17 protein-coding genes and 4 tRNA genes are annotated in these 19507 nt (G+C 56.3%); 19 read left to right on the top strand and 2 right to left on the bottom strand.

Features of this window, described 5'->3' with window-relative positions:
* The first annotated feature begins 102 nt into the window (after positions 1 to 102).
* Positions 103 to 774 carry a demethylmenaquinone methyltransferase gene (locus B142_RS0109660; protein ID WP_026168027.1) on the top strand — a complete coding sequence of 224 codons (672 nt, stop codon included), beginning with the start codon at positions 103 to 105 and terminating at the stop codon, positions 772 to 774.
* Between the two features lie 197 nt (positions 775 to 971).
* Positions 972 to 1280, top strand: a complete 309-nt coding sequence (locus tag B142_RS0109655; RefSeq protein ID WP_018121341.1) for a hypothetical protein — start codon at positions 972 to 974, stop codon at positions 1278 to 1280.
* A gap of 118 nt (positions 1281 to 1398) precedes the next feature.
* Here the strand turns inward: B142_RS0109655 and B142_RS0109650 are convergent, their stop codons facing one another.
* Complete coding sequence (locus tag B142_RS0109650) at positions 1399 to 2838, bottom strand: geranylgeranyl reductase family protein (protein ID WP_018121340.1); 1440 nt, start codon at positions 2836 to 2838, stop codon at positions 1399 to 1401.
* Positions 2839 to 2943: 105 nt separating this feature from the next.
* On the opposite strand from B142_RS0109650, the gene B142_RS0109645 reads away from it, so the two are divergent.
* Positions 2944 to 3960: a polyprenyl synthetase family protein gene (locus tag B142_RS0109645; RefSeq protein WP_018121339.1), complete on the top strand. Its 1017-nt coding sequence runs from the start codon at positions 2944 to 2946 to the stop codon at positions 3958 to 3960.
* Positions 3961 to 4095: 135 nt separating this feature from the next.
* Positions 4096 to 4177: transfer RNA gene (locus tag B142_RS0109640), tRNA-Tyr, on the top strand.
* A gap of 77 nt (positions 4178 to 4254) precedes the next feature.
* Here B142_RS0109640 and B142_RS0109635 read toward each other — a convergent pair.
* Positions 4255 to 5151 (bottom strand): LysR family transcriptional regulator, encoded by an 897-nt coding sequence (locus tag B142_RS0109635; RefSeq protein WP_018121338.1) that lies wholly within the window; start codon positions 5149 to 5151, stop codon positions 4255 to 4257.
* A 181-nt stretch (positions 5152 to 5332) separates the two neighbouring features.
* Between B142_RS0109635 and B142_RS0109630 the strand changes: the two genes are divergently transcribed.
* The 15 genes from B142_RS0109630 (at position 5333) to rpoB (ending at position 19477) form a co-directional block, all read left to right on the top strand.
* The gene (locus B142_RS0109630; protein WP_018121337.1) at positions 5333 to 6319 is read left to right on the top strand and encodes a TDT family transporter; all 987 of its coding nucleotides are present in this window, start codon (positions 5333 to 5335) and stop codon (positions 6317 to 6319) included.
* A 252-nt stretch (positions 6320 to 6571) separates the two neighbouring features.
* A tRNA-Thr gene (locus B142_RS0109625) sits at positions 6572 to 6644 on the top strand.
* A gap of 43 nt (positions 6645 to 6687) precedes the next feature.
* A tRNA-Met gene (locus B142_RS0109620) sits at positions 6688 to 6759 on the top strand.
* 122 nt (positions 6760 to 6881) lie between these two features.
* A tRNA-Trp gene (locus B142_RS0109615) sits at positions 6882 to 6957 on the top strand.
* 57 nt (positions 6958 to 7014) lie between these two features.
* Complete coding sequence (secE, locus tag B142_RS0109610; RefSeq protein ID WP_018121336.1) at positions 7015 to 7347, top strand: preprotein translocase subunit SecE; 333 nt, start codon at positions 7015 to 7017, stop codon at positions 7345 to 7347.
* 120 nt (positions 7348 to 7467) lie between these two features.
* Positions 7468 to 8421 (top strand): transcription termination/antitermination protein NusG, encoded by a 954-nt coding sequence (gene nusG, locus B142_RS0109605; protein ID WP_018121335.1) that lies wholly within the window; start codon positions 7468 to 7470, stop codon positions 8419 to 8421.
* A 209-nt stretch (positions 8422 to 8630) separates the two neighbouring features.
* Positions 8631 to 9080, top strand: a complete 450-nt coding sequence (rplK, locus tag B142_RS0109600) for a 50S ribosomal protein L11 (RefSeq protein WP_018121334.1) — start codon at positions 8631 to 8633, stop codon at positions 9078 to 9080.
* A gap of 157 nt (positions 9081 to 9237) precedes the next feature.
* Positions 9238 to 9948, top strand: a complete 711-nt coding sequence (rplA, locus tag B142_RS0109595) for a 50S ribosomal protein L1 (RefSeq protein WP_018121333.1) — start codon at positions 9238 to 9240, stop codon at positions 9946 to 9948.
* A gap of 164 nt (positions 9949 to 10112) precedes the next feature.
* The gene (locus tag B142_RS0109590; protein ID WP_018121332.1) at positions 10113 to 10562 is read left to right on the top strand and encodes a YbaN family protein; all 450 of its coding nucleotides are present in this window, start codon (positions 10113 to 10115) and stop codon (positions 10560 to 10562) included.
* 44 nt (positions 10563 to 10606) lie between these two features.
* Positions 10607 to 12148 (top strand): phytoene desaturase family protein, encoded by a 1542-nt coding sequence (locus B142_RS12490; RefSeq protein ID WP_018121331.1) that lies wholly within the window; start codon positions 10607 to 10609, stop codon positions 12146 to 12148.
* A gap of 324 nt (positions 12149 to 12472) precedes the next feature.
* A complete protein-coding gene (gene rplJ, locus B142_RS0109580; RefSeq protein WP_018121330.1) occupies positions 12473 to 12994 on the top strand; it encodes a 50S ribosomal protein L10 in 522 nt (173 codons plus the stop codon).
* A 149-nt stretch (positions 12995 to 13143) separates the two neighbouring features.
* Entirely contained in the window at positions 13144 to 13530 is a 387-nt protein-coding gene (gene rplL / locus B142_RS0109575) for a 50S ribosomal protein L7/L12 (protein WP_018121329.1), read from the top strand.
* Between the two features lie 429 nt (positions 13531 to 13959).
* Positions 13960 to 14574 (top strand): flavodoxin, encoded by a 615-nt coding sequence (locus B142_RS0109565; protein WP_236658189.1) that lies wholly within the window; start codon positions 13960 to 13962, stop codon positions 14572 to 14574.
* 94 nt (positions 14575 to 14668) lie between these two features.
* Complete coding sequence (pgfA, locus tag B142_RS13020) at positions 14669 to 15709, top strand: cell envelope lipid trafficking protein PgfA (RefSeq protein ID WP_018121326.1); 1041 nt, start codon at positions 14669 to 14671, stop codon at positions 15707 to 15709.
* 273 nt (positions 15710 to 15982) lie between these two features.
* Positions 15983 to 19477: a DNA-directed RNA polymerase subunit beta gene (gene rpoB, locus B142_RS0109555; RefSeq protein WP_026168024.1), complete on the top strand. Its 3495-nt coding sequence runs from the start codon at positions 15983 to 15985 to the stop codon at positions 19475 to 19477.
* Positions 19478 to 19507 lie beyond the last annotated feature (30 nt).

The raw sequence follows: 19507 nt of genomic DNA, 5'->3' as shown, positions 1-19507 counted from the left end.
GACAATAAAGCCCAGGGTGCTAGAGCCCAGGATAAAAAGGCCCAGGATAAAAAGGGCCAGGACAATAAACCTCAGCAAGCACCGAAACTCACTCGTGCGACGCTGGATAAGGCGCCGGTGGATGTGGCGTCGATGTTTGATACGGTCAGCAAGAATTATGACCTGACCAATACCGTCCTCTCGCTCGGAATCGATAATTATTGGCGCAAGCGCACCCGTGAGCGTCTGGATCTGCAGCCCGGGGATAAGGTGCTGGACTTAGCAGCCGGAACCGCGGTGTCTACCGTGCAGTTGGCGCGCTCCGGAGCTTGGTGCGTGGCCTGTGATTTTTCCACCGGCATGTTGGCCGCCGGCGCCCACCGTGATGTGCCTAAGGTTGCTGGCGATGGTATGCATTTGCCGTTTGCGGATGGCAGTTTCGACGCCGTCACGATCTCGTATGGGCTGCGTAATATCCACGACTTTCGCGCCGGGCTGCGGGAAATGGCGCGGGTGACCAAACCGGGCGGCAAGCTCACAGTGGCTGAATTTTCTACCCCGGTAGTTCCAGTATTTAGCACGGTGTACAAGGAGTATCTGATGCGCGCGCTGCCTGCGATCGCGCGGGTGATTTCTTCGAATGCGCAAGCGTATGAGTACCTGGCGGAATCGATCCGTATGTGGCCGGATCAGGAGACTTTGGCTGCCGATATCAACGCTAATGGGTGGACTGAGTGCGGTTGGCAGAACTTGACTGGCGGAATTGTGGCTCTGCATTCTGCTGTGAAGGCTTAATTGGTCTGGGCTGGGTCCGATTGGGCTTACCGTCCCGAGTGGTGCAGTGGTTCCGGTCCCGGCCCCGGCGTTAATTCCCCAGGGCGCCAAGAAAAAAATATACGATGCCGTTGTGAGATTTTACTGGAGCCATATTTACCGTCCGTAGGCTCAGTTCAACCATATTCGCCGTCCGTAAGCTCAGTTCGGAGCCCCTAATGATAATTCTGTCTATTTTGATAATCGCGATAGCCGTAGCGGGCTTATCTGCTATCTATGAATTTAAACATGGGAATCGGCCACGAGCCAGGATAGTGGCCTGGGCTGGAGTTCTCTTAGCATTACCCGCTGCGTGGATTCTTTATCGCGCTACTGCCGGCGGCCTTCAGGAAATGCCTCTAGTTGAAGTCATCGCGATTGCTGTTTATATTTTCGTGCTTCTGGTGCTTGTAGAAACAAAACTTGTGCTGTCGGAGCGTAAGAACACAGGAGTCACGAGTGACGAAAACACTAAGAAGCCCAGATAACCAGATAAACTGGCCAGATTCCTTAATATCGGCGGTGGCTTTGTTTGGCTTTGTTTAGTTATGCCTTGTTTACTTATGTCTCGCCATTGGTTTTAGCATCGCAGGTTCCCCATATTCCCTAAACCGTCGAATCCCACAGCGGCGTGTCGGCCCGCACCGTTGCCGCATATTTTCCGGCTTTCTTCCACAACCGGGAAATCAGGTCCCGGTCTTCGTCGGTAACTAAGTTGCCCATCAACCGAGCAGCCGCTGGCATTAAATAGCGCGCCGCCGGGCCCCGCAACCCTAACGGGCCGAATACCGGCAAAAACTGCGGGTAGGTCAAAAGCCGGGCCGCGGTGCGTGCCCACATGAACGCTTCGCCGAAATGCGCCCGCAACACTTCGGGCCATACCAAGGTGAGGTCGACGCCGCTGCCCAACAGGCCCACGGCTAGCTCGGCGGTTTCCAGCCCGTAGTCGATACCTTCACCGTTCAATGGATTCACGCATGCCGCCGCGTCGCCGATCAGCATCCAGTTCGCCCCGGCTACGTTCGATACAGCCCCACCCATGGGCAATAACGCCGAGGCCACTTCGTAGGGATCCCCCAAACCCCAGGCCTCTCGCTGTTGGCTGGCATAAAATTCCAGCAGTTTCTTGGTGTTGATCGCTGCCGGACGTTTATCTGTCGACAATGCGCCGCATCCCAGGTTCACCGTGCCGTCGCCAAGCGGGAAAATCCACCCGTAACCAGGCTGGACGGTGCCTTGTTCGTCGGTCAGTTCCACGTGCGAATGCATCCACGGTTCATCCGAGTATGGCGAGCTGCAATACGACCGCGCGGCGATCCCATAGACTTCACTGCGGTGCCATTCGCGCCCTAGTTTTTTGCCAAACGTCGAGCGCACCCCGTCGGCCACGATCGCCCACCGCGGCCGCAGCGTAATCTCGCTTGCCGACGGCTGCTGGTCGTTTGTTGGCTGTTGGCTGCCCGAGGAAGTCGACTGCTCCGCCGCCTGCTGGCCACCGACCCGTCGCACCGTGATGGTCGCAATTGAATTGTTCTTGACGACGACATCAGCGCCCGAATACCCGGTCCACACCCGTGCGCCGGCAGCCGCGGCTTGCTGCACCAGGTAGTTGTCTAATTCGCGCCGTGGCCAGGCCGTGCCCACAGCCCCGAAGTGCCCGTCTGGCCAGGCGGCGGTCACTGATCCGCCGAAGCCGTGCAGTTTTAATCCCCGGTTGAGGTATCCCGGGTTCACTCCATCCAGAAGCCCTAGCTCCCGGAGTTTCGCCATCGCGCGTGGGGTGAGGCCATCGCCGCAGGTCTTATCGCGGGGAAATTGTGCTTGGTCTACCAATACGACGTCCCATCCGGCGCGTGCGGCATAAATCGCAGCCGCGGATCCAGCTGGACCACCGCCAATAATCGCGATGTCGCAGGAAACAGCGTCATTACCGGTGCTGGAGGCGTCGGCAAGAATGTCGCTTTTCGGAGGTTTCGACGTGGAAGACGCAGTGTGGGACCCGGAATCGGGCCGAGCGGGGGAGTCGTCGGCAAGGCTCATGGCCATTATTGTTGCATGACTATGACCCCGGAAGTGTTTTTGCCCTGTTCCGTCGACTACTGTTAGGACGGGAATTATGGGAACGAATAAGCGCAAGGATAAACCTCGGATATGACCACTGGCCAAAACCAGGTTTCTGGTTACACCCCCGCTGTGGATTTGGGGGATGAACAGCTCAATTCGCGCATTGCTGCCGGGATGGAAACGGTCGAAGACCTGCTGCGTTCGGAGCTTTCGCAGGGCGCAGAGTTCATCACGGATAAGGTTTTGCATTTAACTACCGCTGGTGGCAAGCGCTTCCGCCCGATGATGGCGTTGCTTGCGGCTGAATATGGCCCGCGTGCAGAGTCGGACAACGTGTATAAAGCAGCGAGTGTGGTGGAGATTGTGCACTTGGCGACGCTTTATCACGACGATGTGATGGATGAAGCCGACCAGCGGCGTGGGGTGGAATCGGCGAATTCGCGGTGGAGTAATTCGGTGGCGATTTTGTCTGGCGACGTGTTGTTGGCGCATGCTTCTCGCATTATGTCAACCATGGATAGTTTGACGGTGCGCCACTTTGGTGAGACGTTTCAGGAGTTGGTCACCGGCCAGATGCGTGAGACGCTCGGCGCGGGTGAGTCTAACCCGGTGGAGCATTATCAGAAGGTGATTGAGGAAAAAACTGCCGTATTGATTGCTTCAGCGGGCTACTTGGGCGCCTACCACGCTGGTGCTGATGAGCCGACACAGCGTTCCCTGCAGATTATCGGCGGGGCGATTGGAATGATTTTCCAGATCGTCGACGACATTATCGATTTGTTCTCGGATCCGAAGGATTCCGGCAAGATTCCTGGTACGGACTTGCGCGAGGGCGTGTTTACGTTGCCAGTGCTGTATGCGTTGGAAGATGACAGCGCTGCTGGTAGTGATTTGCGCGCATTGTTGACGGGTCCGCTGGAGGCTGAGGACGACGTGCAGCGTGCGATCGCGTTGATCCGAGAGACTGATGGGCGTGCGAAAGCTCTTGCCGACGTCCAGGCCCACTTGGATGTCGTGGATCGTGAATTGGACAAGTTGCCGGATATTGCTGCCACGCGCGCGCTGCGTGTGCTTGCGGAATACACCATGCGCCGGGTGGGCTAGTCCGGTTGCTGGGAGCATTGGGTGCTGGCTCCCTGTACATGCGCTTATTCGGCTCGCGAAACCCCAACTGTAGTGCCGATTTGTAGGTTTATTGGGTGTCTATAGTAGGGTAGGTAACTGCACCAAATAGTGCACGCCAGGTTGCCCGAGCGGCCAAAGGGAGCGGACTGTAAATCCGCCGGCATTGCCTTCAGAAGTTCGAATCTTCTACCTGGCACAGTGTGAAACCCCACGCGAATTACCGCGTGGGGTTCGTCGCATGCGTGGGTCTGGGGAGAATTCGGAGTTATGGGGTTATGCGACAAAAGGTCTGTCGGTATAGTCCACAAGGAATCGCAAAAACAGCCGTGCTGGGGCGGAGAGTCGGTTCTTCGAGCTCCACACCACCCGTAGCGGACGATCGAAACTGACGCCAATCACCGGAACCTCTAGGTATTCCCCGGTGGCTAACTGCGATGATACCGCGCGTCTCGCGATTACCCCTGGTGCTCCTAGAGTGCCTATCCCGGTACGTTGTGCTCCTAATGATCCAAACTCTCCTATCGGTGGGGCGAGACCTTCCAGAGCGTCTTCTAAGACTTCTCGAGTGCCGCTTCCCCGCTCGCGCAGCACCAAAGGTGTGGATTGCAACTCCTCTTTTGTTATCGGAGCCGTTTCCGTCACTGGTATTGATGCTGAAGGCATATCCAGGTCATTGTGATTATTTGATTTTGCCCAGGGGTGATGCGCGGGTGCAGCAACGATTAGCTCGTCGTGCCCTATCACTCGCTGGTGTAGTTCGTGGGCCACCCAGTTACCCTCAACTAGAGCTAGTTCCGCATGTCCCTGGACCACGTATCGCTGCGCCTCTCGACTGTTGAGTTGACGCATGTGCAGATGCGTCTGCGGGTGACTGTGTTGGAAGGCCGCTGCCCACCGGGGGTAGTCTATTTCTGCCACAGTATGAGAAACCACCAGCTTAAGACCCTCGGTTACAGCATTGTCGGTAGCTGCTTTCAGGCCATGCGCGCAATCGTTGAGTGCCCCCTCTAAACCCTCAAGAACACGGATCACTTGGTGTCCGACTTTTGTGGTGGAACTACCCGCGGCGCCACGCCAAAAAATACGTGTATTTAGCTGTTTTTCCAATTTAGCGACACGTGTACTGACCATCTGTTGGGAAACATTGAGATATTTGGCAGCCTGATTCATTCCTCCGTGTCGGGCTACAGCGAGGACGGCGTCAACCGTGAGGGCATCGGGAACGTAGCTACGTCGAACGGAAGAGAACCGAGCGTCATCACAATCTCGTGCGGGGTACATGCATTCATTGTAACCCTGTGCGGATTTTGTGCCCTCCCGCAAACGTCCAGCAGTACATAGCCTGAAGCGCATGCTTAAAATTGAGAATAAAATGGAGCTTCCGCCACTCGGACCTGGCTGGGCCGGAGCAGTAATGGGATTAGGGATCTCCTCATCCCTTATTGAGACTCATCTCAGCCCGGTTGTGGGACATCTCCCCGCGAAGATCATGGTTGTTGCCGCAACTCTTCTCGCTCTGGCGCTCTCGATAGGCTTCATTACGTACCGGAATCCGGGCTTTCGCCCCAACAACATGCCTGCGTGGGGCATGGTCTCTATGGGGATTTTAGCTTTAGGTAGCGCCTACTCGCTTATTTTTGATGCTTGGTTGATCCATATTTTATGTTGGGGATCCGGAACCATCCTTGGTGTAACTACCTGCCTAAGGTTTCTACATTTCCTTATTTTTGACCGTTCCGTCGCTCCTGCTTTTACCTTGGGGTTGCCCCTGGTTGCACCGATGGTTTCCGCAACCTCCTCGGCTCAGTTGGTGCCGCACGCGGGGGAGTGGGGTTCGATGGTGCACGACATTGGCATAATTTGCTTTGCACTGGCTTTGGCTACAGCAGTGCCGACGTTCGCCTTCATTTATTTGCGTACATTCCCCAATCTTCCCACCAGCTTTGCCACCACTGCTTGGATTCCGCTGGGCCTTGTCGGCCAGTCCACTGCTGGTGCACAGTTGATTGCCGGTGAGCAGTGGCATTTCCGAGCAATGATTTATGGAGTTGTGATGCTTGGTCTCGGCATTCCGTTGGCTGGTTATGCCATTATCAAGCATTGGGGAGCAGTCTTCGGCAACATCCCAATGTCTTATAACCCCACGTGGTGGGCCAGTACTTTTCCTGTTGGCACCTGTTGTCTCGGTACGCATACCTTGTCGACGCAACCCGCAGCACTGAAGTGGGGTATGGGATGGGTTGATATCGTCAGTGTCGGCCTGCTTGTTCTTCTTTTGCTCCACGTTATGTGGGCATCTTATGGAGCCGTCAGGATTACTGTGTTTAGCCGGGGATAATCCGGAAAGAAACTTGATGCCGCCGTTAAGCAGTCGTCCGCCTGCAATGACTATAAGATGGCCTACTGCCTGCGATCGCCACAAAACAATTGACTTTCGGTAATCGTAAACTGTTCAAAGGGGGTATTTTGCCGAAAAATCTATTCTAAGCTGCTGATTTGTGTACTTGTATTCAATTGGGTTAGGCTGTGTGAGGCTTCAACGGAGCGCAACAAAGTAGATCGAAAGACTGCAAGTTGGTTTCGAGGCTGCGCCCCCTTAGCTCAGTCGGTAGAGCGTTTCCATGGTAAGGAAAAGGTCGACGGTTCGATTCCGTCAGGGGGCTCTGTTGCTGTTTAGGGTCGAACACCTTAGACGCTGCAACACCAGGCGGTGTAGCTCAGTGGTAGAGCATACGACTCATAATCGTTGTGTCGCGGGTTCAATTCCCGCCATCGCTACTGGGAACTTTTCCCATAACCTCAAGCCTTGCGCTGACCGGCTTCCGGTCTGCTAAGGTGAAGGCTGCTGTAAGTTCGGGCTTCTGCTAGTTGGATGCCTGGTCTGTTACCCAGCACCCTCTAGGGGCGTGGCGCAATTGGTAGCGCAACGGTCTCCAAAACCGTAGGTTGCAGGTTCGAGTCCTGTCGCCCCTGCCATTATTTTTTATGAGGTCATTCACCGAGGCCAATGTAGGTCATTGAGGAGTTTTTGACGTGAGCGAAGAGAACAACGCAACCGGCGGAGCAGCTCGCCCAGTCGGTAAACGTCAACGCTCCGGTGCCTCTACCACCTCGAGTGCTTCTTACGAGGCAAAGCGCGTCGTGAACGTGGATGATTCCTCTGTCCGCGATGACAAGCCAGGCGGCGGTCCTACTCGTTTCGTTCCTGAGGTTGTCTCGGAAATGGGCAAGGTTGTGTGGCCCACCGCTAAGCAAATGGTGCAGTACACCATTGTCGTATTTGCCTTCCTTTTCGTACTTACTGCCCTGGTATGGAGCATCGACACGGTTGCTACCATGGGAGTTGAAGCAGTTCTAACTCCTTAGGTATAATCGCTATATATCAGGTTGTGATCCCGCTTGTCCCTTATGGATAAGCGGGATAATTTTTGAGCATAACCAGTCCGAATCACCCGACAACCCTAGGCACAAGGGAGTAGCGCTAACGTGAGCGAAGAAACTCAGAACGACAATAATCACCACGACGATTACCACAACGAGAACGACGTTTTTGAAGAAGTAACTCCTGAGGTCGCAAAGGCCAGCGAAGCAGCAGAGCTGGCAGCCGAGGAAGATCGTGAGTCTCTTGGCGACGACTATGACGCAGATTCTGATGATTTTGCGAAAGACCATGAGGAAGCAGTCAAAGCTACCGAGGCTGCCGCGAAAGCTGCAGAAAGCGACAGCGCTGCCGCATCGAAGTCCACGAACGATTCCGCCGAATCTGCTGCCGCAGCTTCTGCTCAGGACGCCGATGAAGATGTCGCTTACCGAATGCGCTTGCGGGAGTTCACGAGGGAACTCAAGAAACAGCCAGGGCAGTGGTACATCATCCAGTGCTACTCGGGTTACGAAAACAAGGTGAAAACCAACCTGGATATGCGTATCCAGACTCTCGAGGTTGAGGACTCGATCTTCGACGTTGTGGTTCCGATCGAGAACGTCGTGGAGAAAAAGGACGGCAAGAAGAAGATCGTCAAGAAAAAGCTTCTGCCTGGCTATGTTCTGGTGCGCATGGAAATTAACGATCGTGCGTGGTCTGTTGTTCGCGACACCCCGGGTGTGACGTCGTTCGTGGGTAACGAAGGTAACGCCACCGTCGTCAAGACCCGTGAGGTTGCTAAATTCCTGCTGCCGAAGACTACCGAGGCGCGCGACGAGACCCCAGCACATGTAGATGAAGAGCAGGCCGTTGCTCCGCAAAAACCTGCAGCATCCGGCGTCAATCACGACTACCAGGTTGGCGAAGCTGTCACGATCCTGTCCGGCGCGTTGGCCTCCGTTTCGGCGACGATTTCTGAGATCGATCCAGAAACCGGCAAGATGCAGGCATTGGTATCCATCTTTGGCCGTGAGACTCCTGTTGAGCTCACCGCCGATCAGGTCGAACGCATTATGTAGTTTGGGAAGACCCCACACCGTGCAGTAGGCTAGTCCCTCGTGTGCGCCTGATTGGGGTGCCTGCGGTTAGATACCAGACGGCATGCTGAAAACGATTGTGCTGCACATCGGAAAATACACATCCCCGGTTGCCGGCGAAGGCCGGAATCCGGACAGTCCCCGTTATTCATCGTGGCGGGGTGCTGGTACCACGGAATTGAGGTAAAACGATGGCTCCAAAGAAGAAAAAGAAGCAAGCAGGCTTTATTAAGCTGCAGATCCAGGCTGGTCAGGCAAACCCTGCTCCGCCAGTCGGTCCTGCCCTGGGTGCCCACCAGGTCAACATCATGGAATTCTGCAAGGCTTACAACGCTGCTACCGAAGACAAGCGCGGCGAAGTTATCCCTGTAGAAATCACCGTCTACGAGGATCGCTCCTTCGACTTCAAGCTCAAGACCCCACCTGCTGCCAAGCTGCTTTTGAAGGCTGCTGGCGTGCAGAAGGGCTCCGGCGTTCCGCACACCCAGAAGGTCGGCACCGTGACCTGGGAACAGTGCAAGGAAATCGGCAAGACCAAGTTCGAAGACCTGAACGCTCGTGACGAGGAAAACGCTGCCCGCATCATCGCTGGTACCGCTCGCTCCATGGGCCTGAACGTTGACGGACACCCAGACGCTTAAATCTGGCACCAGTCTGGCCCCCGCAAGCGTTAAGGTCTGTCGTACCGCAGCCTTGATGTTTGCCCCACGGCCGCAGTCCGATGCGGCCGCATCCACCGTGGCAGAGCCAGCTTCGGCTCGCTGACCACGACAATCCCACAACAGAAGGAATTGAGAAATGAGCACTAAGTCCAAAGCTTTCAAAGAAGCCGCGACCAAAATCTCCCGCGACCACCTGTACCGCCCACTCGAGGCAGTAAAGCTGGCTAAGGACACTTCTTCGAAGAACTTCGACGCCACCATCGACGTTGCTATGCGTCTGGGCGTTGACCCACGCAAGGCTGACCAGTTGGTTCGTGGCACCGTGTCCCTGCCAAATGGCACCGGTAAAGACGTTCGCGTTGCTGTTTTCACAGCTGGCGAGAAGGCCACCGAAGCTGAGCAGGCTGGCGCCGACATCGTTGGTGTTGATGAGCTGATTTCCCAGGTGACTGAAGGCAAGATCGACTTCGACGTCGCAATTGCTACCCCTGATCAGATGGCCAAGATTGGTCGTATCGCTCGCGTGTTGGGTCCTCGTGGCCTGATGCCGAACCCTAAGACCGGTACCGTCACCAACGACGTCACCAAGGCGATCAAGGAAGTTAAGGGCGGTAAGATCTCTTTCCGCGTCGACAAGGCTTCCAACCTGCACGCCCTGATCGGTAAGGCATCGTTCAGCGAGCAGGCTCTGGCTGAGAACTACGGCGCATTGTTGGACGAAGTTCTGCGTCTGAAGCCATCGGCTGCTAAGGGTGTTTACCTGAAGAAGGTTACCGTTTCTTCCACTACTGGTCCTGGTGTTCCAGTTGATCCATCGGTGCAGAAGAACTACACCGTCGAGGCTTAAACCTCTCCAGGTTTAATCATCTCGAGGTTTCATACTCCAAGCCTTAAGTAGCTCAAGACTTAAGCTCCCGCCCACCTTCACTCCCGTTTATGGGGACAGTGAAGGTGGGTTTTGTCTATTATCTCTATTCACTCTGCTGAACTCGGGGTAATCTTGAAGATGCTATGCGGTATCTCTATCTGGCCCTTGGGCTGCTGTGTGTGGGGCTTGGTGCTTTCGGCGCGCTAGTGCCGTTGGTACCTGCAACTCCGTTTGTGCTGCTGGCGTTTTTCTTTTTCACGCGTAGTTCGCAGCGGCTGGAATATTATATTCTGCACCGTTCACCGCTGCGTAATTATCTCATCGATTTTTACTCTGGTTCCTTAAGCCGCAAGCGTCGGATTTACATCATTGCGACGGCGTGGGCCTCAATGATCTTGTCGACGGTTGTGGTGGGAAAATTGTGGTTCGCGGTCATGATGGCAGGCATCGCGATAATTGCCGCGACCGTGATCTGGCGCCGCGAGCCCAAACCAGAAAAGGTAGCTCGTTTTTGGCGCCGTTATGAAGAATCTGCTCGCCTCCAGGAATGCCGCCAAAAGGAACGCCGCCAACAAGAACGCCTCCAGAAATGACGCCAACATGGTCGCCGTAGAACGCAGACGCTTAGACTTAACCTATGAGTTCTGGTTTTGCTCGGCCTTCCTTTGCCCACCATGGCGCGGCCCGGGTCGCCGTCATTGGTGCCGGGCCGAACGGCCTTACTGCTGCAGCGGTTTTAGCGCAGGCTGGATGCCGGGTAGAAGTTTTTGAAGCCGCCGCCCACATCGGTGGATCCGCGCGCACCCACCCTGCGTTCGGGCCGGGGAGCGCAGTTGATTTCGGTGCGGCGGCTCATCCGTTTGGTGTCGTGAGCCCGGCGTTTCGCCAGTTAGGGCTCGAAAACTACGGGTTGGAGTGGCAGCATCCGCAGTACCCGATGGCGCACCCGCTTGCCGACGCACCCGCGGCTATTGTGCACCGCGACCTTGCAACCACCGCCGCACAGTTTTCCGACCACGACCGTCGCATGTGGAACCGCCTGCATAGACCGCTTGTCGACGGCGTCGGCAAGCTCGTCAACTCGGTGCTTCCGGTCCGCCCACGTCACCCGGTTGCTCTCGCGCGCTTGGGCTTGTGGGGTGTGTGGTCAGCGAGCAGCTTGAGCTCGCGACTGCTTGCCGACGAATCTGCCCGGGCATTACTGGTCGGCTCTGCTGTACACGCGATTCGCCCGCCGACCCAGCCCGGTACCGCAGCGTTTGGATTGTTGTTTAATGCACTCGGGATGTCCACGGGCTGGCCGGTGATTTTTGGCGGCACCGGACAGTTGACCAGGGCTTTAGCACGCGTGATTGAGCATTACGGCGGGACTATTGAAACTGGTGCTGAGATCCGGGATCTTTCTGGTTTTGCAACCTATGACGCTGTGGTAACCACCCAAACCCCGCGGCAGCTACTGGCCTTACAGGGGTTAGAGTTATCTAGGCTGCGTTCGCGGAGTCTACGCCGATGGAAGTACGGGACTGCGGTGTACAAAGTGGACTATCTGATGAATGGTCCGGTGAAGTGGAATGACCCTCGGGTGGCAGAGGCGGGCACGGTACATGTGGGTGGATCCGTGGCTGAGATGCAGTTAGCGGAAAGCCAGGCAGCAGCGGGAACGTTGCCGGAGCACCCATTCGTGATGGTCTGCCAACAACAGGCCGCGGACCCTACGCGCTTTTCCGGCAGTCGGTGGTCGGTGGGGACTGGACGGGCGGCGCAGGCACAACCAGATTCAGGAAAAGTTCTGGAGGGTTCACCGCAACCGCACATCCTCTGGGCCTATGCCCACGTGCCGCATGGTTACCAGGAGAAATTCCCGGGTGAAGTAGCAGGCCTGATAGAAACGCAGATTTCGCGATTTGCTTCCGGGTTTTCTGCGCAAATTATCGAACGCCACCAGGTTTCCCCAGCACAGTTGCAGGAAGCCAACGCGAATGTGATCGGCGGGGATATCGCAGGCGGGGCCATGAATTTGGCGCAGATGCCACGCCAGCGCCAGTACGTCGGCACGCTGACGATGAATCCGGAGGTCCCGGTGCTGCAGGCGAGTGGGGCGAGCCTGCCAGGCGCAGGTGTGCACGGCATGGCAGGGTGGCGAGCAGCGCAACGTGTACTGCGAAGATTGGCCGACTGATCGGTTAATTGAGATTTGGCGCTGCCAACACCCAATGGTAGAGTTCATTGTGAAGTTTGAACGGCTTTGATGCCGCGCTCAAGTTTCACCGAAGACCGTCGGTTATCCGCGTAGCGGATCGAAGGTTACCCCACGAGTTGCTCGTGGTGGCGACGACCCACGCAGGAGACACTTGTGTATCCCAACCAGAAGGTTGTGTGCGCCCTGTGCTCTTGCACGGGGCTTTTTTGTTGCCGGAATGCCAGTCTGAATGGGTGGTATTCCGGGGCAGGGGAGTCTCGTGGTGACACCACTAGGATGTATCGAAAGGAGGCGTGAGTAACCATGGCAAACCCGAAAAACATTGCGGAGCTGGCCAAGCTGAAGAACAAGCTGGCTGAGTCTGACTCGGTTGTTTTGACTGAATACCGTGGTCTGACTGTTCCGCAGATTTCCGAGCTGCGTGATCAGCTGGGTTTCGATGTTGAATACTCCGTCGCCAAGAACACCCTTCTGAAGATTGCCGCTAACGAAGCGGGAATCACTGACCTTGACGAATACTTCCAGGGCCCAACCGCTATCGCCTTCATTAAGGGCGAAGCTGTTGATGCTGCAAAGGTATTCAAGAAGTTCGGTTCTGAAAACGACGCTCTCGTCGTTAAGGCCGGCTACATGGATGGCAACGCACTGAATGCCGACCAAGTCAAGGCTTTGGCTGACCTGGACAGCCGCGAGGTAACCCTCGCGAAGCTGGCTGGCGCTATGAAGGGCAACTTGGCAAAGGCAGCAGCAGTGTTCAACGCACCTGCTACCAAGATGGCTCGCCTCGGCGCTGCTCTCGAAGAGAAGAAGCAGAACGAAGGCTAAAACCACACGGTGCTGGCCCTCGTGGTTGCACGGCCTGGCTGGAATATCCAGCGTGGCCCGCATGCCGACGATGTGCCGGAACCAACGACACATTGTGCACTGTGAAGCGCGAATGCGCAGAACACGCAACTATAGAAAGGAAGCCTGACATGGCTAAGCTCTCCAAGGACGAGCTCATTGAAGCGTTCAAGGAAATGACCCTGATCGAACTTTCCGATTTCGTTAAGGAATTCGAGGAAGTATTCGACGTTGAAGCTGCTGCTCCTGCAGCTGTAGCTGCTGCTCCAGCCGCTGGTGCTGGCGAAGGCGCTGCTGAAGAGAAGGACGAGTTCGACGTTGTCCTGACCGACGCTGGCGCTAAGAAGATCGGCGTTATTAAGGCTGTCCGCGAAATCGTTTCCGGCCTGGGCCTGAAGGAAGCCAAGGAACTCGTAGAGTCCGCTCCAAAGGCTATCATCGAGGGCGCCTCCAAGGACGACGCCGAGGCTGCAAAGACCAAGCTGGAAGAAGCTGGCGCTTCTGTCGAGCTGAAGTAGTCTTTACTACCTCAAGCATTCTTGCTACCGCCGCGAGTCGGTTATAACTCGTAACAATCGCTAACCCGCGGGTTCACCTCTTTAGGTGCCCGCGGGTTTTGTTATGGGGTTTGGCGCACGTTTCCCGTCGTTCAACCCCGAATAACCCTTTAACCCCTTATTGCCCCTTGACCCCTATTAACCCTGGTGCGGCTAGGGGTGTTGCCACAGCGATGTCACTGGAAGAACGAATATCGTGTGCCCATCGTCGCGGAATCGGAGCGCCTTGTCCCCGAGGTAGATAACGACGGTTGCCGCTACGCGTTGACCTAGCTGTGAGCCAATGGTTTTTCAGGTGTTTCCAGGCTAGCGGGCGCAACCACCTTTCACCGTTTACTCATACTTTCGGATGATTTTTCGGCTCCAGAAGGGGTAATCTAGACCCTAGTGATGCCACCACAATTGGCGGCATCGTCGGCATGCTGCCCGCGCAGGATGCCACCATTCGCGAAGAAAGGATTCCCCATGACCAACACCCCGAACACTCTTCTCGTTTTCTTTTCCCGCAGCGGTGAAAACCTCTGGGATGGTGGTCGCCGCACACTAGAAATCGGTAATACCAAGCGTGTCGCCGATATGATCGCCGAACGCATCGAGTGCGACACTTTCGAGATCACCGCCGCTGATCCTTATTCCGACGGCTTCGATTCCGTCGACCAGCGCTCGGCACAAGAACTGCGCGACAACGCCCGTCCGGCCATCGCTGGCGAACTGCCCGACGTCGGCAAGTATGAGCGCATCATCGTCGGCAGCCCGGTGTGGCACGCGGAGCTCCCCATGATTCTTCGTACTTTTTTTGATGAGACCGACGGTTTGGCAGGCAAGGATGTCTATCCGTTTGTGACGTTTACTGGCGGCGCGGGTGCTGCATTGTCGGAGGTGGATGCGGCATGTCCGAAGGCGACCGTGCACCAGGGACTTCCGGTTCGTGGTGAGGATGCAGAAGGTGCCGGGGAAGATGTTGACGCCTGGGTGGCAGTTGAGCTTCACGGTGAGGAGCTTTAAGTAGCCACCCTGTAGCGCGGTCATCTCATATGGTGTGACGGTACGCGGGGATCATCGAAGGTCCTCGGTCCCCGGGTGCGGTAAACTGCCACACATGCTGCCTGCCTCACGCGTTTTGTCTGCCATTGCGATCGGTATTGGCCTTGCCTTGGTGGTCGGCGCCGGCCTGGCTCCGCGCTTTGTGCACATTGACGCGCGATTGCCGCTTGATGTCCAGCACACCACCTTTCGGCTTGTCGACGACGCCACTGGTTACCAGCGTCAGTTGCATTGGGATCTGCTGGAGCCTGCTGATGCAGAATCCGTCGCCGTTCGTGTCGGTTCGACGCTTGTGCGACGCACCACGGATAGCCAAGCAGGCCAGCCCGACGAGCAGGCTGAGAATAGCCACGCGGACGATACCCCAGATGCAACCGAGCTTGTCGACGCCGACGTCTGGGCCTTCGACATGGACCGTCGGACGGGGGAAGCGCTGAGCACCGCGCAACTCAGCCACACGTTGGTGACACCGGCCGCGCACGTCGAGATCGCTGGCCAGTGGTTGAAATTCCCGGTTAACGCGGAAAAGACCAGCTATGACGTGTTTGACGAGACACTTCGTGAATCCCACCCGGCGGCATTTCAGGAGGAAGTCACGGTCGATGGGGTGGAGCTGTATCGCTACCGCCAGGTCATCGACCCGGTCAACGTCGCCTCGAAATACGCGGATGCGCGCAACACTAAGCAGGAGGAGCTTCCGGCTCCTGAAGGAGCTCCAGAAGAAAACGCAGAAGAACTTCCGGAAGAAGCCCTTGAGCAAACTCCGGCTCCCGCAATCGGCCAGCAGCTGTATTTGCATCATTCGGCGACGCGCGATTATTTCGTACATCCGCGCACCGGAATGATCGTCGATCTGCACGTAACTGTCGACGACTATTTTGCAACTTACACGGGAGAGCGCATCGAAAACGACGTCGCATACCAGGCGCAGCTTACCGACGCAGACGTCGACAAGCTTATTACCCAGGCGGAATCATTCCCTGACGATGACACAGTGCGTCTCATCCGCTACATTGTGTTGGGAATTGGTGCGGTCATTACGGTGCTGGCACTGATCGGTGTGTTTGGTGGCTTTCGACGGGCCCGACAGAATTAATCCTGAGCCACGGTTAATCCATTAACCCCATCTGTCACAGTTGCTGATCAGGACTTTACAAAATAAGCAAATTGCAATAAACTGCTACGTTGCGCTGGATCCTGGGGACAGGTGCGTGATTGAGCCTTGTTAATTTTCGTGAAAACGTTCACTTGACAAGGTGATTTTATGCTATCTGATCACGGGAATCCACAGCAATAAAAGATGCTAAAAAATACCAGCGGTTGTGGGGCAGTCACATGCCAGAGTGGCTGACACCCGCTTCCGCGTGAGGTGCTGGAAGGACCCATCTTGGCAGTCTCCCGCCAGACCAGTTCAGTGGCTAATATTCCTGGAGCCCCGCAACGGTACTCGTTCGCGAAGATCGACGAACCTATCGCCGTCCCGGGGCTTTTAGACCTACAACGAGACTCTTATGATTGGCTCATCGGTACGCCGGAATGGCGTGAGCGCGAGCAAGAACGCCGCGGTGCCGATGCGCAGATTACTTCAGGGCTCGAGGATATCCTGAATGAGCTTTCGCCTATTGAGGATTACTCAGGCAACATGTCTCTTTCGTTGTCCGAGCCACGTTTCGAGCCGGTGAAAAACACCGTCGACGAAGCGAAAGAAAAAGACATTAACTACTCCGCGCCACTGTATGTGACCGCGGAATTCATTAACTCCGATACCCAGGAGATTAAGTCCCAGACTGTCTTCATTGGCGATTTCCCAATGATGACTGAAAAAGGCACGTTCATCGTGAACGGTACCGAGCGCGTTATCGTATCGCAGTTGGTGCGTTCCCCGGGTGTTTATTTTGATCGCTCAATCGACAAGTCCACCGAGCGTCCGTTGCATGCCGTGAAGGTTATTCCTTCCCGCGGTGCTTGGCTGGAATTCGACGTCGACAAGCGCGATACCGTTGGCGTCCGTATTGACCGTAAGCGCCGCCAGCCGGTTACCGTCTTGCTGAAGGCCTTGGGCTGGACTGAAGAGAAGATCCGCGAGCGTTTTGGCTTCTCTGAGCTCATGATGTCCACGCTGGAAGCTGATGGCGTGGCTAATACCGATGAGGCTTTGCTGGAGATTTACCGCAAGCAGCGTCCGGGTGAGCAGCCTACCCGCGATCTGGCGCAGTCCTTGCTGGATAACTCCTTCTTTAACCCGAAGCGTTATGACTTGGCACGCGTTGGTCGTTACAAGATCAACCGCAAGTTGGGCTTGGGCGGCGATCACGATGGTTTGAGCACCCTGACTGAAGAAGACATCGCCACCACCCTGGAATACTTGGTGCGCCTGCACACCGGCGAGCGGGAGATGGAATCGCCGGATGGTCAGCACCTGATGTTGGACACCGACGACATCGACCACTTCGGTAACCGTCGTCTGCGTACCGTGGGCGAGTTGATTCAGAATCAAGTTCGCGTCGGCTTGTCCCGTATGGAGCGCGTTGTGCGTGAGCGCATGACCACCCAGGATGCGGAGTCGATCACGCCGACCTCGCTGATTAACGTGCGCCCGGTATCCGCATCGATTCGTGAATTCTTTGGTACCTCCCAGCTGTCCCAGTTCATGGACCAGAACAACTCGCTGTCGGGTCTGACCCACAAGCGCCGTCTGTCCGCGCTGGGCCCAGGTGGTCTGTCGCGTGAGCGCGCCGGCATTGAGGTCCGAGATGTGCACCCTTCGCACTACGGACGTATGTGTCCTATTGAGACACCCGAAGGTCCAAACATTGGTCTGATCGGATCGCTGGCTTCCTATGGCCGCGTGAACTCCTTCGGATTCATTGAGACTCCATACCGTAAGGTTGTGGACGGCAAAGTCACCAACGAGGTGGAATACCTGGCTGCGGATGCGGAAGACCGTTATTCCATTGCGCAGGCTGAGGTTCCAACCGCAGAAGACGGCACCATCCTCAGCGACCGTATCGAGGTCCGTCAGAAAGACGGCGATATTGCGGTGACCACTGCTGATGGTGTGGACTACGTTGACGTCTCCCCACGCCAAATGGTCTCTGTCGCTACCGCGATGATTCCGTTCCTGGAGCACGACGACGCTAACCGTGCACTGATGGGTGCCAACATGCAGCGTCAGGCAGTCCCGCTGGTTCGCTCCGAGGCACCATACGTCGGTACCGGCATGGAGCTGCGCGCCGCTTACGATGCTGGCGACGTCGTCATCACCCCGAAGGCAGGTGTCGTCGAAAACGTTTCGGCGGACCTGATCACCATCATGGATGATGACGGCATCCGTGACACCTACATGCTGCGTAAGTTCGAGCGCACCAACCAGGGAACCAACTACAACCAGACTCCACTGGTCAACATTGGGGACCGTGTCGAGGCAGGCCAGGTGCTTGCCGACGGTCCGGGTACTCACAACGGTGAAATGTCGCTGGGCCGCAACATGCTGGTGGCGTTCATGCCATGGGAAGGCCACAACTACGAGGACGCGATCATCTTGAATCAGTCCATCGTGGAAGATGACTCGTTGACCTCCGTGCACATTGAAGAGCACGAGATTGATGCCCGCGACACCAAGCTGGGTGCCGAAGAAATCACCCGCGAGATTCCGAATGTTTCGGAAGATGTCCTGCGTGATCTCGACGAGCGCGGCATCATCCGCATTGGTGCGGACGTCCGCCCAGGCGACATCCTCGTCGGTAAGGTCACCCCGAAGGGTGAAACGGAGCTGACCCCAGAAGAGCGCTTGCTGCGTGCCATCTTCGGCGAGAAGGCCCGCGAGGTTCGCGATACCTCGATGAAGGTTCCACACGGTGAAACCGGCAAGGTCATCGGTGTGGCTCGATTCTCCCGCGAAGACGATGATGATTTGTCGCCAGGCGTCAATGAGATGATCCGCGTCTACGTCGCCCAGAAGCGCAAGATCCAGGACGGCGATAAGCTTGCCGGACGCCACGGTAACAAGGGTGTCGTCGGCAAGATCCTGCCACCAGAAGATATGCCGTTTATGGAAGACGGAACCCCGGTTGATGTCATCCTGAACACCCACGGTGTTCCGCGTCGTATGAACATTGGTCAAGTCCTGGAGATTCACCTGGGTTGGCTGGCACACGCCGGTTGGAAGGTTGATCCCAACGATCCGCAGAACGAAGAGTTGATCAAGACCCTGCCAAAGGAACTGTATGACGTTCCAGCTAACTCGCTGACCGCAACCCCGGTTTTCGACGGCGCTTCCAACGAAGAAGTCTCTGGTCTGTTGGCTAACTCCCGTCCAAACCGTGACGGCAACGTCATGGTGGACCGCCACGGTAAGGCTCGTTTGTTCGACGGCCGCTCCGGTGAGCCATTCGAGCACCCGATCTCCGTCGGCTACATGTACATCCTGAAGCTGCACCACTTGATCGACGAGAAGATTCACGCTCGTTCCACTGGTCCTTATTCCATGATTACCCAGCAGCCACTGGGTGGTAAGGCACAGTTCGGTGGTCAGCGCTTCGGTGAGATGGAGGTGTGGGCAATGCAGGCATACGGTGCCGCCTACACCCTGCAGGAGCTTCTGACGATCAAGTCCGACGACGTGGTTGGACGTGTGAAGGTCTACGAGGCGATCGTGAAGGGCGACAATATCCCGGATCCGGGTATCCCAGAGTCCTTCAAGGTCTTGCTCAAGGAGCTGCAGTCGCTGTGTCTGAACGTTGAGGTTCTTTCTTCTGACGGAACCCCGATGGAGCTGTCTGGCTCTGACGAGGACGACGAAGCCGGACCATCGCTGGGCATTAACTTGTCCCGCGATGAGGGCGCCGCTGCAGACATCTCCTAAACGGCAACACCAACGCCGAAATACCAAAAG

It is taken from the genome of Corynebacterium propinquum DSM 44285 (assembly GCF_000375525.1).
GTDB lineage: Bacteria > Actinomycetota > Actinomycetes > Mycobacteriales > Mycobacteriaceae > Corynebacterium > Corynebacterium propinquum.
Note: the sequence above shows the minus strand (reverse complement) of the source record. Positions and strands in the feature narration are given on the sequence as shown.